Consider the following 14,227-nt stretch of genomic DNA (forward strand, 5'->3'; position numbering starts at 1 on the left):
CTCGACAAACCTCAACCCACAGGAGCACCGCAAAATGTCCGGACCACTTCTCGAAGGCAAGACCGCCGTCATCACCGGTGCCGCGCAGGGCATCGGCTACTCGATCGCTCAGCGCTTCATCGCCGAAGGCGCCCGCGTGGTGCTCGGTGACATCAACCCCGAGCAGGTCGCCAAGGCCGCCGAGGCGCTCGGCGGTCCCGAGGTCGCCGTGGGCGTCGCGGGCGACGTCACCTCCTCCGACGACGTCCAGACGCTCGTGCGCACGGCCGTCGACACCTTCGGCTCCCTCGACGTCATGGTCAACAACGCGGGCATCACCCGCGATGCGACCATGCGCAAGATGACCGAGGAGATGTTCGACCAGGTCATCAACGTGCATCTCAAGGGCACCTGGAACGGCACCCGCCTGGCCGCCACCATCATGCGCGAGCAGGGCAGCGGAGCGATCGTGAACATGTCCTCGCTGTCGGGCAAGATCGGTCTGGCCGGCCAGACCAACTACTCGGCCGCCAAGGCCGGCATCGTCGGTCTGTCGAAGGCCGCCGCCAAGGAACTCGCCCACGTGGGGATCCGCGTCAACGCGATTCAGCCGGGCCTCATCCGCACGGCGATGACCGAGGCCATGCCGCAGAAGGTCTGGGATCAGAAGATGGTCGAGATCCCTATGGGCCGCGCCGGCGAGGTCGACGAGATCGCCAAGGTGGCGCTGTTCCTCGCCTCCGACCTGTCCTCGTACATGACCGGAACGGTCATGGAGGTCACCGGCGGGCGGTTCATGTGACCATGACCGGCACCGCCGACACTCCCGTCTTCGAGGGCTGGACCGCTCACACCGTCACCACCGAGGAAGTGGTCGACGCCGGCCGGGTCCGCGCCCTGGCGCATCTGTTCGACGACGGTCTGCCCGTACCGCAGATCGGCGATCCGCTGCCCCCGCTGTGGCATTGGGTCGCGCTCCCGGAGTGGTCCGTCTCGAGCAGCCTCGGTCTCGACGGACACCCGCGGCTCGGTTCGTTCCTGCCGCCGGTCGGTCTGCCCCGGCGCATGTTCGCCGGCGGCACGGTCTCGTTCCCCGGAACCATCCGGGTCGGCGACACCATCACCCGCGAGTCGACCGTCGAGTCGGTGACCGACAAGACCGGTCGCAGCGGCCGGCTGGTGATCGTGGTGGTCGCCACCACGCTGTACGCGCCGGACGGCACCGCCGCGGTGCGCGAGAAGCAGAACCTCATCTACCGGGAAGCGGCACCCGTCTCCGCGCAGCCGGCGGCCGACCCCGCTCCGGCCTCGGCCTTCGTCCCGGTCGGCAGCCCGATCGTGCCGTCGGAGACCCGCCGGTGGGATTTCCTGACCGACCCGACGCTCCTGATGCGGTTCTCCGCCGCCACCGCGAACGCCCATCGCATCCACTACGACTGGCCGTACGCCACCCGTGTGGAGGGCTATCCGGGACTGGTGGTGCACGGACCGTTGATGACGCTGTCGCTGGCGGAGACTCATCGCCTGCTGGCCGACGGCACCGTGGTCGACACCGTCTCGCATCGCAACTCCAAGCCGCTGTTCTGCGGAGACGACGCCGCGCTGGTGTACTCGGGCACGGGCATCGACGCCCGCGTGGAACTCGTCGGCGCCGGTGGCGACGTCCACACCGCGATCGACCTCGCCTTCGCCACCGGAACCACCACCGACCAGGGAGCCTGGTCATGACCCGCGTGTTCTCGTCGCTCGATCAGCTCCGCGACGCCCTCGGCGAGGAGATCGGCCCGAGCGCGCCGCTCGTCGTGGAACAGGAGCGCATCGACGCCTTCGCCGATGCGACCGGCGATCACCAGTGGATCCACGTCGACACCGAGCGCGCCGCCGACGGCCCGTACGGCACGACCATCGCTCACGGATTCCTGACGCTCTCGCTGATCCCGCTCTTCGGGCGGGATCTGTATTCGATCGAGTTCGGCTCGGCCCGACTCAACTACGGCCTGAACAAGGTCCGGTTTCCGGCGCCGGTCCCGGTCGGCAGCTCGCTGACCGCCACGGTGACGTTCACCGACATCGCCGAGGGACCGGCCGGTGCGACGGTGACCGCGAAGTACGTGATCACCGCGGAGGGCGCCGCCAAACCCTCGTGCATCGCCGAGTTCCTGGTGGTCGTCACCGGCTGATCGGCGAATCCGCTCAGCGGCAGCCGACGTGCCGCCTCCGATCCCGCCGCCGCCGTGAAGCCGACCATCTTGAGTCCGTGGGCGGCTCGGACGTCGAAGAGGCTGGAGTCTTGTATCCGCCGATCTCCAGGATCCGGATGCCTTCGAGGGGCGGGTGTTGCATGGCGATCCCCAATGACAGCTTGCTAATACTATATACAATAAGGAACGGAACCCGGGACCGAAATCCCGGGAACCGCTCTGTCAGACCGCTTCGAACGTGGCCGCCATGCCCTGGCCGCCGCCGATGCACATGGTCGCGAGGCCCTTGCCTCCGCCGCGGCGATGCAACTCGTGCAGCATCGTCGTGACCATCCGGACGCCCGTCGCACCGATCGGGTGCCCCAGCGAGATGCCCGAGCCGTTGACGTTGACGCGCTCCTCGTCCCGCCAGTCCCAGCCCTCCAGGACCGCCAGGACCTGGACCGCGAACGCCTCGTTGAGCTCCACCACATCGAGCGCGTCGAGCAGTTCGTGCACGGACACGCCCGTCCGGGCGGCGAGCCGCTGGACCGCGGGTACCGGACCGATGCCCATGCGCGCCGGATCGCAGCCCGCGGCGGCCCAGCCGGTGAGGAAGCCGAGCGGTTCCAGACCCAGCTCGTCGAGCTTGTCCTCGGCCACGATGATGCAGGCCGCCGCCGCGTCGTTCTGCTGGCTGGCGTTGCCCGCGGTGACGGTGCCGCCCGGGCTCACGGTGCGCAGCTTGCTCAGCGTCTCGACGGTGGAACCGGGACGGATGCCCTCGTCGCGGGCGAAGACGATCGGATCGCCCTTGCGCTGCGGGACGGTCACCGGGACCACCTCGTCGTCGAACTTCCCGGCCTCCCACGCCGCGTGCGCACGCTGATGACTGCGGGCCGCGTAGGCGTCGGCGGCCTCGCGGGAGACGCCGTAGTCCTTCGCGAGGTTCTCGGCCGTCTCGATCATTCCGGAGATCTTGCCGAAGCGATGCTCGGGCTGGCTGCGCTCGCGGCCGCGGTCGAGGCGGTCGTAGAGCACCGAGTTGCCCGCGCGCGAACCCCAGCGATTGCTGGTGGAGTAGTACTCGATCCGGCTCATCGACTCGATGCCGCCGGTGAGCACGGCATCGGCGGCACCGGTCTGCACCATCATCGCCGCGGTGACGATGGCCTGCAGTCCGCCGCCGCATCGACGGTCCAGCTGCATTCCGGGCAGGGCGATCGGCAGGCCGGCGTTCAGCGCCAGCCATCGGCCGACGCACGGCACCTCGGAGTTGGCGTACGACTGCGCGAACACCACGTCGTCGAGGCGCTCCGGGTCGATGCCCGAACGCTCGACGACCGCGTTGATGATGCCGGCGCCGAGATCCTCGACCGGCACATCCTTGAGGGAACCGCCGAACGTGCCGACGGGGGGTGCGCAGCGGACTCACGATGGCCGCGCGGCGAAGGGTCTGCTGAGTCATGGTGAAGTCCAGTTCCTTCTCGATCAGATCTTGTTGCGCGCGATGTGCTGCGCGGCGATGACGTTGCGCTGGATCTCGTTGGTGCCCTCACCGACGATCATCAGCGGTGCGTCGCGGAAGTAGCGCTCCACGTCGTACTCCTTGGAGTAGCCGTAGCCGCCGTGGACGCGGATCGAGTCGAGAGCCAGCTGCATCGCCGTCTCCGACGCGAACAGCTTGGCCATTCCGGCCTCGAGGTCCGCGCGCTCGCCGCGGTCGAGCTTCTCAGCGGCGTCGACGGTGAGCAGGCGGGCGGCCTGCTGCTTGGTCGCCATGTCGGCGATCATGTTGCCGACGCTCTGGTGCTTCCAGATCGGCTTGCCGAACGACTCGCGCTCCTGCGCATACTTGGTGGCCGCCTCGAGCGACGCCTGACCGACGCCGAGCGCACGGGAGGCCACCTGGATGCGCCCGACCTCGAGGCCGCGCATCATGTGGCCCCAGCCCTTGTTCGGCTCTCCGCCGAGGACGGCGTCGGCGGGCACCTTCATGCCGTCGAAGACCAGCTCGCAGGCCTCGACGCCGCGGTAGCCGAGCTTCGGGAGCTTCTTGGAGACGGTGAAGCCGTCGCCCGGCTCCACGAGGATGACGCTCATGCCCTTGTGGGCCGGGCTGGCGTCACGGTCGGTGATGCACAGCAGGCCGAACAGTCCGGAGTGCGCCGCATTGGAGATCCAGGTCTTGGATCCATTGATGGTGAAGCCGTCCTCGCCGGGCGCCGCGTAGGTGCGCATGGCCTGCAGATCGCTGCCGCCGCCGGGCTCGGTGAGAGCCATCGTCGCGCGGATCTTGCCCTCGGCCATCTCCGCCAGGTACTTGTCCTTCTGCTCCTGGGTGCCGAAGGTCTTGATCAGATACGTGATCACCGAGTGTCCGCCGATCGCGCCGGCGAGGCTCATCCACCCGCGCGCCAGTTCCTCGCAGACCCGGGCGAAACACGCCATGCTGACGTCGACGCCGCCGTACTCGGCGGGCGCGAGCAGACCGAAGAAGCCGAGTTCCTTCATCTCTTCGATGAATTCCTCGGGATAGATGTCGTCGGCTTCGAACTCCCGAACACGCGAGGCCACCCGCTGGTCGATGAAGTCGCGGACCAACGACACCATCTCTTGTTCGTCCTTGGTCAGTGCCATGAGCTGAAAGCCTTTCTAGCCGGGATCGTCGTCTGGATCACGTCCATCATCGGTAGCATAATATATTATGCTCAGATAACCCAGTGGCCCGGGACACAGCAGCAGCCCCGGTGCGCCGGCCGGATCGCATCGACCCGGATCGCGTTGAAGAGGAGCCGAGACAGCATGAGCACCCGACCGTTCTCCGCCGACTACTGGAGCGCCGTCGAGGTGATCGGCCCCGACCAGGCGCGGGCGATGCAGGAGTCGCGGCTGGCCGAGCAGCTCGCGTACCTCGCCGCCAACAGCGAGTTCTACCGGGCGAAATTCGCCGAGCACTCGGTGAACATCGACCGAGTGACGACGCTCGACCACCTGGCCGATCTCCCCTTCACCGAGAAGCAGGAGCTCCGGGACAGTCTGGCGGAGCATCCTCCGCTCGGCTCGCACGTGGCGGCGCCGATGTCGGAGATCGTCCAGATCCAGGCGTCGTCGGGCACCACCGGCAGCCCGTCGTACGTCGGCCTCACCGAATCGGACATCACGATCTGGAGCGAACTCGGCGCCCGGGCCCTGTACGCCAACGGCTTCCGGCCGGGCGACCGCATGTTGCACGGATTCGGCATGAGCAAAGGCTTCGTGGGCGGGCTCCCGGTGGTCCAGATCGCCAGGCACATGGGCATCGTCGACATCCCTATCGGCGCGGAGGCCGGTGCCGAGCGTCTGCTGCGCGTACAGGCCGACCAGCGTCCGGAGGCGCTCATCGGCACGCCCAACTTCCTCGCCTACCTCGCCGAACAGGCGCCGGACATCGTCGGTGTGCCCGCCGCCGAATTGGGCGTCCGCAGCATCAGCGTCGGCGGCGAGCCGGGCGGCGGACTGCCCGCGATCCGCGACAAGCTGCAGTCGCTGTGGGGCGCCACCTCGCGCGAGATGCTCGGCGGCACCGACCTCGGCTGCATCTACTGGGGCGAATGCGAAGCCGGGGAGGGCATGCACTTCCACTCGCCGGATCTGATCATCGCCGAGATCATCGATCCCGCCGACGGGCAGGTGCTCGCCCCCGCGGCCGGCGTCGAGGGGGAAGTGGTGTACACCGCCCTCGGGCGTCGGGCGTCGCCGCTGCTGCGCTTCCGCACCCGCGATCACGTCGTCGTCACCGCCACCGACTGCGCCTGCGGTCGGACCGGATACAAGGTTCGGTGTGTCGGGCGCACCGACGACATGCTCATCGTCCGCGGCATCAACGTGTTCCCGTCAGCGGTGAAGCAACTCGTGGAGGAGATGGCGCCGCTCACCACCGGGCACATCCGTATCCGCCCCGACTTCGAGGGTCATTCCACCCAGCGTCCACTGCCTGTGGTGGCCGAAGTCGCCGACGCCGTCGACCCCGCACGCCACCCCGAGGTGAAGGCCGCCATCGAGGACCGGATCCGCTCGGCCCTCAACATCAAGGCCGATGTGGAGCTGATCGGCGAGGGCACGCTGAAGCGGCCGGATCACGTCAAGGTCGCACCGGTCGAGCGCGACGCAGGCGCGGCCGCGCAGTGAGCGGGCCGCGTCCGGGCCTCTCTCAGGCGTCGACCCAGCGCACCACGTCCGACAGCTCCGCACGCGAGGTGCGGTAGGTGTTGGTCGGGGTCGGCGTAGCCGAACGAGATGCCGAGCAGGACCTTGCGATCGTCGGCGATCGCGAAATGCGACCGGATCAGCGGAGACGCCATCGCGAGGGCCGCCTGCGGAATGGCGCCGAGACCGAGTGCCCGCGCCGCCAGCAGGAAGTTGCTCACGTAGAGCCCGGAATCGACGGCACCGTACACATCGTGCACCGCGTCGGTCGTCACGATCGCGACGTGCGGCGCACCGAAGAGCCGGAAGTTCTCCATCGCCTGCTTCGCCGATCCCACTCGGTCAGAGCCGCGCGGGATCGCTCCGTTCCCTCGCCCTCGGGTGACGATGACCTGCCACGGCTGCGTGTTGCACCACGACGGCGACCGCTGAGCGATCGACAGCAGCCGCTCGATGTCCGCACGCGGAACCTGCCGGCCCTCCTGATAGCCGCGGCAGCTCCAGCGGCTGTCGAGCAGCGCCTCGAGGACGCGACCGTCCTCGTCCGGCGACTCGAGCGTCGCGGTGCCGGGTTTCGTAATGATCGATCTGTGCAGGCAGAAGCACACCTGCATCAGCGTAGAAACGCAACGCACTCGCCGTCAGACCGCTCCGCCGCGCGAACGATCCGATCGACATCAACCTGGAATCTGCCACCCGGACATCATCCGGCTTCGACCTACTTGAATGTCAACCGGCGCGGACGCCTCGACGGACGTCGTGACCGGCACGCCTACTCCGCGTCCTTCCACAGTCCGCGCTCCTCGAGCATCTGGACCACGTAGTCGGCGCTGTTGACGATGTGCTTCTCGGTGATCTCGCGTGCGCGCTGGGCGTCGTGCGCGGTCAGCGCGTCGAGCATCTGATGGTGTTCGGGCGTCACCGTGCGCACATGCGACTCGATCGACGCGTAGAACGAGTTGGGCAGGTGCTTGACGATGGACGCCAGCAGTCGAGCGAGCCGGTCGGAGTCGGCCGCGAGATTGATCAGCCGGTGGAACTGGTGTCCGAGGTCCCCGATGGCCTCGGTATTGCCCGAACTCACCGCGGCATCGCACTGCGCCATCACTTCTTCGAGCTGCTGGAGCTGGACATCGGTGATCCGCTCGGCCGCACGCGCGGCGAGTTCTCCCGACAACTGTGCCTGCGCCCAGAACAGATCGCGCACGTCCTGTCGCGTGAACTCCGCGACCACGAAACCACGGCGGGGCACGGCCGTGACGAATCCTTCGTTCGACAGGCGCAGCAGGCCCTCGCGCACCGGAGTGATCGAGACGCCGACCGTCTCCGCGATCGGCTCCATCCGCAAGAATTCGCCCGGCTTGAGGTTGCCCGACATGATCTGTTCACGGACGTAGCTCGTGACCGCGTCCGGCAACTGCTTATGCCGTCCACGGCCTGTCGACACGGGTGCACTCACGATGATCTGCCGCCTCACTGGTGTCGGTTCTGTCACCTGGATAATATCTTTCACACAATGCGCACGACGCGCCGGGCACTCGAGTGTCCGGCGCGTCGTGCGTTGCAATTTGATTGACCCGTGCGCGGTTCAGCTGATGGCACCCGATGCGTGCAGTGCGGCGAGGCGCTCGGCGTCGAAGCCCCAGTCGGTCAGTACCTCGTCGGTGTGCTCACCCGGTTCGGCCGGAGGCCGCGAGATGGAGCCCGGCGTCCGACTGAACCGCGGCGCGGGCGCCGGCTGCGGTACGCCCTCCACTTCTACGAAGGTCTCACGTGCCACGAGATGCGGGTGCACCGGCGCTTCTGCCAGTGACATCACGGCAGGTCGAAGAGCTTCCTGGGCGGCGTACGTCACCAGATCCGCCTCACCCCGGAGGCAGAACCGCATATTATGCACGATGGTTGGGGCAGCGAACAGAGACGAGGACCCATGGGCAAGTTGTGTGCGACCGAGAACCTCAGCACCGAACAGCGAGACATCCTCGCGACGGTCCGGGATTTCGTCGACCAGCAGATTCTGCCCATGGCCACCCATCTGGAACACGCGGACGAGTACCCGACGGAGATCGTCGCGCAGATGAAGCAGATGGGGCTCTTCGGCCTCACCATCGACGAGGAGTACGGCGGACTCGGCGAGTCGCTGCTCACCTATGCGCTGGTCGTGGAAGAGATCGCCCGTGGCTGGATGAGCGTCTCCGGCATCATCAACACGCATTTCATCGTCGCCTACCTGCTGCAGCAGCACGGCACACCGGAACAGAGGGCGAAGTACCTTCCCCGCCTCGCAGCCGGCGACCTCACCTGCGCCTTCTCCATGTCCGAGCCCGGTCTGGGGTCCGACGTCGCCGCCGTCACGACGTCCGCCACCCCCGACGGCCGAGGACGGTACACCGTCAACGGCCAGAAGATGTGGGTCACCAACGGCGCGAGCTCGTCACTCGTGGCCGTCCTGGTCCGCACTCCCGAGGGGCGCGACCGTCCGCATCAGAATCTGACGACCTTCCTCATCGAGAAGACGCCCGGATTCGGCGAGGCGGCCCCTGGCCTCACGATCCCCGGAAAGATCGAGAAGATGGGGTACAAGGGCGTCGACACCACCGAACTGCTCTTCGACGACTATTCGATCGACGCCGCCGAGATCCTCGGCGGCGAGCCGGGTCGGGGCTTCTATCAGATGATGGACGGCGTCGAAGTCGGCCGCGTCAACGTCGCCGCACGCGCCGTCGGCGTCGCCCACCGCGCCTTCGAGCTCGGCACCTCGTACGCCCAGCAGCGCGAGACCTTCGGCAAGCCGATCGCCGAGCACCAGGCCGTCCTCTTCCGCATCGCGGAGATGGGGACGAAGGTCGAAGCCGCGCATCAGATGGTGGTCCGCGCCGCCCGCGTCAAGGACGCGGGCGAACGGAACGACCTCGAAGCCGGAATGGCGAAGTACCTGGCCTCCGAGTACTGCCGCGACGTGGTCGAGGACGCCTTCCGGATCCACGGCGGATACGGTTTCGCCAAGGAGTACGAGATCGAACGCCTCTACCGCGAGGCCCCCATGCTCCTGATCGGCGAGGGAACCGCCGACATCCAGCGGATGATCATCGGCCGGCGGCTGCTGGAGAACTACGCCGAACGGTGACGGGCTCCGGAACACGCGGGAGGCGGACCCGGCACACCGCCGTGATCCGCCCCGCCGTCGTGTCTGTCCGTCAGGCCAGCCCGAGCTGTCCCAGGAGTGCGAGGTTGTCGTAGTAGACGCGGTGCGCGCTCACCTTTCCGTCGGTGACGAGGAAGGTGTCGATGAGTCCGAACTCCACCTTCTTTCCGGTCGGCGGCACCTCCCCGTTCGGCGTGGCCAGCGGGCCGGTGTGCGTCCCCGTGAAGACCTGCTCCACCACGACGCCGTTGTCGTCGGCCCAGATCTGGCGCGGCGTGAGCCGGATGTCGGGAAAGGCGGTGTAGAACGCGACGGCTGTCTGCACGATCCCGTCGCGGCCCTCGAAACTCGTCCCGCCCGGCAGTTCCACGGCGACGTCATCGGCGAAGATGCTGCCGAACAATTCCATATCCTTCTCTGCAAGTCCTCGGTTGTGGGCATCGACGATATGGTCGGATAACGCGGTCATAGGAGTCCTCCTCGATTGGCTGATTGAGAGTGAACCCACTATGCGCGCGTAGTCCGCACGCGGAATGTCCAAGATTCTGGACGTCGACGAAACGAGCGTCAGCCGAGTTCCACCAGCAGCACGCCGGCGATGATGAGGGCCGTGCCCAGCAGCATCCGGCCGGTCAACGGATCCTTCCAGATCACGCGGGCGAGCGTCGCTATCGCCACGATGCCGACGGCGGTCCAGATTCCGTACGCGACACTGACCGGCACGCCGGCGTCGAGGGCGAAGCCGAGGAAGACGAAGGCACAGGTGTATCCGACCCCCACCAGGATCAGCCAGCGACGGCGACCGGCACCGGCCGCACGCAAGCCCAAGGTGCCGGTGACCTCCGAGGCGATCGACAGCAGCAGCCACACCCAGCTCACAGCACCTGCTCCTCGCTCGCGGTGCCGACGGTCTTCGCCCCCGTCTCCACCACGACCACACCGAGGATGATCAGCGCGATTCCGATGATCGCCCGGACCCCGAGCGTCTCACCGAAGATCACCACGCCGAGCACTGCGACGAGGGCGACGCCGGAGGCACCCCAGATCCCGTAGGCGACGCCGATGTGCATACCGGCGCGCAGGGTCTGCGCGAGCAGAGCGAAAGCCGCGCAGTAGGCGACGATCACCACGGGTATCCAGCCGGGATGGTCGACGGTGGCGCGCAGGGTGAGCGTCCCGGTCACCTCGGCGGCGATGGCGCCGCCCAGCAGCAGCCACTTCACCGCTCCGCCCCCTCGGCGGCGTCGATCAGCGCGAGCGCGTGTCGTCGGACGGCGGGAAGATCGTCGGCGGGGAACACGCCGGTGGCCTCCGACATCCACGCCCCGTCGGCGCAGAAACGCGCGGCCGTCAGCCGTGCCCGCGCCGGTGCGGGCACGTCCTCGAGTGCGAACCACGGTCCGAGGACACGAGCCCAGGGTTCGGTCAGTGCGGGGTGGTAGAGCGCATCGGCGAAGATCCAGTAGTCGACCCGGGACACGTCGGCGGTGGTGGCGACGGTGACGTACGCGCGGTAGCGGTCGAAGACGGCCAGGTCGGCGGGACCGGCTCCGGCGTGCGCGCGCAACAGCGAGTCCCAGTGTCGCGCAGCGTATTCCACCAGACCGAGCATGAGTTCCCGTTTGGTCGGAAAGTGGTACATCAGGCCGGGTTTGGTGATCCCGGCACGAGCGGCGACCGACTCCAGGGAGATCGTCACCCCCTGCACCGATTCGCTCTCTTGGGCCAGTTCCTTGGCCGCCTGCAGGATGCGCACCCGCGTCTCGGACTCCATCCGGACACTTTACCTTCCAGAAGGTAAAGTGCGGACACAAAGAAGCGCCGGCCCGCCGGGGAGTTCCCGACGGGCCGGCGTGCGATCACTTGTCGCCGGTGAGCTTGTCCTTCACCTTGGCGGCCGCGTCCTTGACCTCTTCGACGCCCTTCTTCACCGCGGCCGCGGCCTGATCGGCCTTGCCCTCGTTCTTGAGGTCGTCATCGCCGGTCAGCGAGCCGCCGGCCTCCTTGGCCTTGCCCTTGAGCTCGTCGGCCTTGTTGCTCATCTTGTCTTCCATCGCCATTGCGGCAACTCCTCTTCTCGGATTTCACTTCGGTTACTGCAGCGCGTCCAGGTGAACGAAGACCTGGACGTGCACATCCGAATCCCCCAGCGCGATTCGGAGGTCTTCGATCGTCGGCGTCACAATGCCGACGATCTCGTCGTACGATCGCTCGGGTGCGACGTCGACCGTGATGCGGATGATCGCCTCGCCGCGGTCGTCGATCGCCTGCACGCGCACCTGGCGCAGGACGGTCTGTGTGGCGAGTTGTTCTTCGACGGCCGAGGCCACCTGCTTGAGCGAGACCGTCATCGTCCCCTCGGGCCCGCTGCCGTTCAGCACCAGGAGTTCGGGTCGGCGCGGCGCGATCGTGGTCCGGATCAGCCTCCAGCCCCAATACAACGCGAGCAGTGCGACGGCGACCAGGACGGCGGCGAACCAACCGGCGGCGGTCGCGTCACGGATGCCTCCGGTGTCGATTCGGTCCACCCACCCCTCGACCGGGTGCACCGACAGCTGGTGCAGGATCACCCCTGCGGCCAGTAGCAGACACAGAAGCCCGATCACACCGATCGACAGTCGGTGCAGGGCTGCGGCTCCGCGGTTCATTCGACGAACTCTTTCCTCGGCCCCCGGACCTTCACCACCACGTGCTTGCCGGAACTCACCGCCCCGACCGCGTCGTCGGCCACTTGCGCGATGCGATCGCGGTCGACGGGCCCGGACGTGCGGACGGTCACCCTGATGCGGCGGCGTCCCACCGTCGTCAGCGCATGCCGGACGTTGGGCACCTCGGAGACCGCCGCGCTCGCGCGGCGCGCGACGTCGACCGGGCGGGTCCACACCACGCGGACGCCGTCGACGTTGAGGTGCGTTCGCCGGCGGGGCTTCACCGCGAGCCAGAGCAGGACGAGGCCGACCACGGCGCAGACGGCGGGGATCGCCCACATCCAACCGCTCCAGGTGGACGACCCGAGATTGTCGGCGGCACGGTGAGTCCAGGTCTCCCCGGAGACGGCGCCGGTGGTCACCAGTAGGTCCCGGATCATCGCCCCGCACAGCACGAGCAGCGCCACCCCGAGCAGCCCGCCGGCGATGGCGGCTCCGGGGAACCCCGCCGGATCGCGAATCGGTTCATCGCTGATGTCCCGCAACTCGTCGTCACGGTCTTCGGCGGCCGACGGTGTCATGGTCTTCCCCCTTCGTCAACGGCTTCGCCTGCAGCGGGCCCGTCGTCGGGATCGGGCAGTTGCACGAAGCCGTTCTTCCTGAATCTCGCGGCGGCTCCGGGCACCACCGCCTCCACCGCGACGTTCACGCGCACCGGGCGGTTCCCGGTGAGCCGGTCGAGTTCGTCGCCGACCTTCTGCCGCACCCGTGAGCAGGTGGCGGAGATCGGTGAGGGCCACGCGAGCGCCAACGTGAGGTCCACGACGTGGGCGGCGCCGCCCGCGCTCTCCACCCGCACCCGGGGATAGTCGGAGCCCGCGGTCGCCTCACCGCCCACGAACGCGCCCAGCCGACCCGCCATCGATCCGTCGTGACGGACCACGCCGTCGACGCTCAACGCGGCGGCCAACGCGATCTTCTCGAAGACGCTGTCCGCCATCGTCAGCCGACCGGGCGCGGTGGTGTCCGGCACGTTGGCCGACGGGGCCGAGACGTCAGCCACGGCTGCGTCCGCGCGCGATCGCGCGCACATCGATGGTGCCGTCGACCTGCAGGCCCACGATCAGCCCGACGGCTCCGAGGATCAGCGCCAGGATCAGACCGCCGAATCCGCCGGTGGTGGCCGCCAACGCCAGCAGCAGGCCCGCGAACAGGCCGATCGTCGCAGCTTTAGTCATCGAGTTCTCCTTCAGATTCGGTCGTCGCGGTCCCGGCGGCGGCGGGTTCTCCGGTGGTGACGTCCTCGATGGTCACCGAGAACCGGCGGCCGCTGATCTCACTGGCCGTGTCCGCCACCTGCGCCGCCACCTCGCGCAGGTCGTGGCGCAGATCGACCACGATGTGCACCGAGCCCTCCTCGTCGGAGAGCCGGATGCCGCTGACCCGTTCGCCCGGGAGATACGTGGCAACCTCGCCGAACATTCCGCCGTCGAGTTCCACCACTCCGGGTACCGCGAGCACGGCGGCGGCGATGTCCTTCACCAGCGCGTCGTCGGCCGGAGGCGGGGCCATCACTGGACCCGCGGTTCGCCGAAGTCCTGGTCCTCGTCGTCGAAGTGGATGTCGTGCACGGTCACGTTCACTTCGGTCACTTCCAGGCCCGTCATCTGCTCGATCGCGTTGATCACGTTGCGTCGGATGGCCCCGGCGAGTTGGTGGATGGCCACGCCGAATTCGGCGACGATCGAGATGTCGATGGCGGCCTGCCGCTCCCCGACCTCGACGTCGATTCCCTGAGTCACGCTGGTGCTGGTACCCGGCAGCACGTCGCGGACCTTGCCGACAGCGCGTTCCGTGGTACCGCCGAGGTCGTACACACCGTCGATCTCGCGGGTGGCGATACCCGCGATCTTGGCGACGACGACGTCCGCGATCGACGTGGTGCCGAGGCTGCCGTTGAGCGCGGTCGTCGAGTTCCGGGCCAGTTGGACGTCGCGCCCGGTGGTGCGCGGACCGTCGGTGTCGGTGCCTGCGTCGGTCGACTTCGCGGTGGTCTGTTCGCTCATGCTGGTCCTTTCCAAGGGACC

General features: G+C 67.9%; 19 protein-coding genes and 3 pseudogenes. 5 read left to right on the forward strand and 17 right to left on the reverse strand.

Going from position 1 to position 14,227, the window contains the following annotated elements:
* Positions 1-34: 34 nt before the first annotated feature.
* Genes fabG through ACZ5QD_RS14210 form a run of 3 tightly spaced genes read left to right on the forward strand, consistent with a single transcriptional unit; the run spans position 35 to position 2,159 of the window.
* A complete protein-coding gene (gene fabG, locus ACZ5QD_RS14200) occupies positions 35-781 on the forward strand; it encodes a 3-oxoacyl-ACP reductase FabG (RefSeq protein ID WP_006896914.1) in 747 nt (248 codons plus the stop codon).
* 2 nt (positions 782-783) lie between these two features.
* Positions 784-1,707: an HTD2 family dehydratase gene (locus ACZ5QD_RS14205; RefSeq protein WP_062367367.1), complete on the forward strand. Its 924-nt coding sequence runs from the start codon at positions 784-786 to the stop codon at positions 1,705-1,707.
* Positions 1,704-2,159, forward strand: a complete 456-nt coding sequence (locus ACZ5QD_RS14210) for a MaoC family dehydratase (protein WP_006896916.1) — start codon at positions 1,704-1,706, stop codon at positions 2,157-2,159. The genes ACZ5QD_RS14205 and ACZ5QD_RS14210 overlap by 4 nt, the downstream gene beginning before the upstream one ends.
* 243 nt (positions 2,160-2,402) lie before the next feature.
* Here the strand turns inward: ACZ5QD_RS14210 and ACZ5QD_RS14215 are convergent.
* Positions 2,403-3,627 (reverse strand): annotated as a pseudogene (locus tag ACZ5QD_RS14215) (acetyl-CoA C-acetyltransferase).
* 23 nt (positions 3,628-3,650) lie between these two features.
* On the reverse strand, positions 3,651-4,799 hold the full coding sequence (locus tag ACZ5QD_RS14220) for an acyl-CoA dehydrogenase family protein (protein WP_006896918.1): 1,149 nt from the start codon (positions 4,797-4,799) through the stop codon (positions 3,651-3,653).
* 165 nt (positions 4,800-4,964) lie between these two features.
* Here ACZ5QD_RS14220 and ACZ5QD_RS14225 point away from each other — a divergent pair, with 165 nt between their 5' ends.
* Positions 4,965-6,329, forward strand: a complete 1,365-nt coding sequence (locus ACZ5QD_RS14225; protein WP_045538727.1) for a phenylacetate--CoA ligase family protein — start codon at positions 4,965-4,967, stop codon at positions 6,327-6,329.
* 22 nt (positions 6,330-6,351) lie between these two features.
* On the opposite strand, the pseudogene ACZ5QD_RS14230 reads toward ACZ5QD_RS14225, so the two are convergent.
* From ACZ5QD_RS14230 to ACZ5QD_RS14245, 4 genes and pseudogenes are all read right to left on the reverse strand, one after another.
* Positions 6,352-6,961 (reverse strand): annotated as a pseudogene (locus tag ACZ5QD_RS14230) (nitroreductase).
* A 13-nt stretch (positions 6,962-6,974) separates the two neighbouring features.
* Positions 6,975-7,025 (reverse strand): annotated as a pseudogene (locus tag ACZ5QD_RS14235) (hypothetical protein); the annotation flags it as partial.
* Positions 7,026-7,119: 94 nt separating this feature from the next.
* Entirely contained in the window at positions 7,120-7,812 is a 693-nt protein-coding gene (locus ACZ5QD_RS14240; RefSeq protein ID WP_433820650.1) for a GntR family transcriptional regulator, read from the reverse strand.
* Between the two features lie 123 nt (positions 7,813-7,935).
* Complete coding sequence (locus tag ACZ5QD_RS14245) at positions 7,936-8,163, reverse strand: hypothetical protein (RefSeq protein WP_039867638.1); 228 nt, start codon at positions 8,161-8,163, stop codon at positions 7,936-7,938.
* Positions 8,164-8,277: 114 nt separating this feature from the next.
* Between ACZ5QD_RS14245 and ACZ5QD_RS14250 the strand changes: the two genes are divergently transcribed.
* Positions 8,278-9,474, forward strand: coding sequence for an acyl-CoA dehydrogenase family protein (locus ACZ5QD_RS14250; RefSeq protein ID WP_062367198.1), 1,197 nt, complete (start codon positions 8,278-8,280; stop codon positions 9,472-9,474).
* 70 nt (positions 9,475-9,544) lie between these two features.
* Here ACZ5QD_RS14250 and ACZ5QD_RS14255 read toward each other — a convergent pair whose 3' ends face one another.
* The 11 genes from ACZ5QD_RS14255 to ACZ5QD_RS14305 form a co-directional block, all read right to left on the reverse strand.
* On the reverse strand, positions 9,545-9,961 hold the full coding sequence (locus ACZ5QD_RS14255; protein ID WP_082781281.1) for an ester cyclase: 417 nt from the start codon (positions 9,959-9,961) through the stop codon (positions 9,545-9,547).
* A gap of 98 nt (positions 9,962-10,059) precedes the next feature.
* The gene (locus ACZ5QD_RS14260) at positions 10,060-10,371 is read right to left on the reverse strand and encodes a DMT family transporter (RefSeq protein ID WP_062367194.1); all 312 of its coding nucleotides are present in this window, start codon (positions 10,369-10,371) and stop codon (positions 10,060-10,062) included.
* On the reverse strand, positions 10,368-10,715 hold the full coding sequence (locus tag ACZ5QD_RS14265; RefSeq protein WP_062367192.1) for a DMT family transporter: 348 nt from the start codon (positions 10,713-10,715) through the stop codon (positions 10,368-10,370). The genes ACZ5QD_RS14260 and ACZ5QD_RS14265 overlap by 4 nt, the downstream gene beginning before the upstream one ends.
* On the reverse strand, positions 10,712-11,266 hold the full coding sequence (locus ACZ5QD_RS14270) for a TetR/AcrR family transcriptional regulator (RefSeq protein WP_464366886.1): 555 nt from the start codon (positions 11,264-11,266) through the stop codon (positions 10,712-10,714). The genes ACZ5QD_RS14265 and ACZ5QD_RS14270 overlap by 4 nt, the downstream gene beginning before the upstream one ends.
* A gap of 85 nt (positions 11,267-11,351) precedes the next feature.
* Positions 11,352-11,552 carry a CsbD family protein gene (locus ACZ5QD_RS14275; RefSeq protein WP_006896929.1) on the reverse strand — a complete coding sequence of 67 codons (201 nt, stop codon included), beginning with the start codon at positions 11,550-11,552 and terminating at the stop codon, positions 11,352-11,354.
* Between the two features lie 33 nt (positions 11,553-11,585).
* Positions 11,586-12,140, reverse strand: coding sequence for a hypothetical protein (locus tag ACZ5QD_RS14280; RefSeq protein ID WP_464366887.1), 555 nt, complete (start codon positions 12,138-12,140; stop codon positions 11,586-11,588).
* Positions 12,137-12,721, reverse strand: coding sequence for a DUF6286 domain-containing protein (locus tag ACZ5QD_RS14285; protein ID WP_006896931.1), 585 nt, complete (start codon positions 12,719-12,721; stop codon positions 12,137-12,139). The genes ACZ5QD_RS14280 and ACZ5QD_RS14285 overlap by 4 nt, the downstream gene beginning before the upstream one ends.
* Positions 12,718-13,203: an Asp23/Gls24 family envelope stress response protein gene (locus ACZ5QD_RS14290; protein ID WP_006896932.1), complete on the reverse strand. Its 486-nt coding sequence runs from the start codon at positions 13,201-13,203 to the stop codon at positions 12,718-12,720. The genes ACZ5QD_RS14285 and ACZ5QD_RS14290 overlap by 4 nt, the downstream gene beginning before the upstream one ends.
* Positions 13,196-13,378: a hypothetical protein gene (locus ACZ5QD_RS14295; protein ID WP_006896933.1), complete on the reverse strand. Its 183-nt coding sequence runs from the start codon at positions 13,376-13,378 to the stop codon at positions 13,196-13,198. The genes ACZ5QD_RS14290 and ACZ5QD_RS14295 overlap by 8 nt, the downstream gene beginning before the upstream one ends.
* The gene (locus ACZ5QD_RS14300; protein WP_464366888.1) at positions 13,371-13,712 is read right to left on the reverse strand and encodes an Asp23/Gls24 family envelope stress response protein; all 342 of its coding nucleotides are present in this window, start codon (positions 13,710-13,712) and stop codon (positions 13,371-13,373) included. The genes ACZ5QD_RS14295 and ACZ5QD_RS14300 overlap by 8 nt, the downstream gene beginning before the upstream one ends.
* A complete protein-coding gene (locus ACZ5QD_RS14305) occupies positions 13,712-14,206 on the reverse strand; it encodes an Asp23/Gls24 family envelope stress response protein (RefSeq protein ID WP_006896935.1) in 495 nt (164 codons plus the stop codon). The genes ACZ5QD_RS14300 and ACZ5QD_RS14305 overlap by 1 nt, the downstream gene beginning before the upstream one ends.
* Between the last annotated feature and the right edge of the window lie 21 nt (positions 14,207-14,227).

It is taken from the genome of Gordonia sp. J1A (genome assembly GCF_055393515.1).

Excerpts from the sequence above, each read along its gene's own strand:
- fabG (WP_006896914.1), top strand. The coding sequence starts at position 35 with ATGTCCGGACCACTTCTCGAAGGCAAGACCGCCGTCATCACCGGTGCC.
- ACZ5QD_RS14205 (WP_062367367.1), top strand. The coding sequence starts at position 784 with ATGACCGGCACCGCCGACACTCCCGTCTTCGAGGGCTGGACCGCTCAC.
- ACZ5QD_RS14210 (WP_006896916.1), top strand. The coding sequence starts at position 1,704 with ATGACCCGCGTGTTCTCGTCGCTCGATCAGCTCCGCGACGCCCTCGGC.
- ACZ5QD_RS14220 (WP_006896918.1), bottom strand. The coding sequence starts at position 4,799 with ATGGCACTGACCAAGGACGAACAAGAGATGGTGTCGTTGGTCCGCGAC.
- ACZ5QD_RS14225 (WP_045538727.1), top strand. The coding sequence starts at position 4,965 with ATGAGCACCCGACCGTTCTCCGCCGACTACTGGAGCGCCGTCGAGGTG.
- ACZ5QD_RS14245 (WP_039867638.1), bottom strand. The coding sequence starts at position 8,163 with ATGTCACTGGCAGAAGCGCCGGTGCACCCGCATCTCGTGGCACGTGAG.
- ACZ5QD_RS14250 (WP_062367198.1), top strand. The coding sequence starts at position 8,278 with ATGGGCAAGTTGTGTGCGACCGAGAACCTCAGCACCGAACAGCGAGAC.
- ACZ5QD_RS14255 (WP_082781281.1), bottom strand. The coding sequence starts at position 9,961 with ATGACCGCGTTATCCGACCATATCGTCGATGCCCACAACCGAGGACTT.
- ACZ5QD_RS14270 (WP_464366886.1), bottom strand. The coding sequence starts at position 11,266 with ATGGAGTCCGAGACGCGGGTGCGCATCCTGCAGGCGGCCAAGGAACTG.
- ACZ5QD_RS14275 (WP_006896929.1), bottom strand. The coding sequence starts at position 11,552 with ATGGCGATGGAAGACAAGATGAGCAACAAGGCCGACGAGCTCAAGGGC.
- ACZ5QD_RS14280 (WP_464366887.1), bottom strand. The coding sequence starts at position 12,140 with ATGAACCGCGGAGCCGCAGCCCTGCACCGACTGTCGATCGGTGTGATC.
- ACZ5QD_RS14285 (WP_006896931.1), bottom strand. The coding sequence starts at position 12,721 with ATGACACCGTCGGCCGCCGAAGACCGTGACGACGAGTTGCGGGACATC.
- ACZ5QD_RS14295 (WP_006896933.1), bottom strand. The coding sequence starts at position 13,378 with ATGACTAAAGCTGCGACGATCGGCCTGTTCGCGGGCCTGCTGCTGGCG.
- ACZ5QD_RS14300 (WP_464366888.1), bottom strand. The coding sequence starts at position 13,712 with ATGGCCCCGCCTCCGGCCGACGACGCGCTGGTGAAGGACATCGCCGCC.
- ACZ5QD_RS14305 (WP_006896935.1), bottom strand. The coding sequence starts at position 14,206 with ATGAGCGAACAGACCACCGCGAAGTCGACCGACGCAGGCACCGACACC.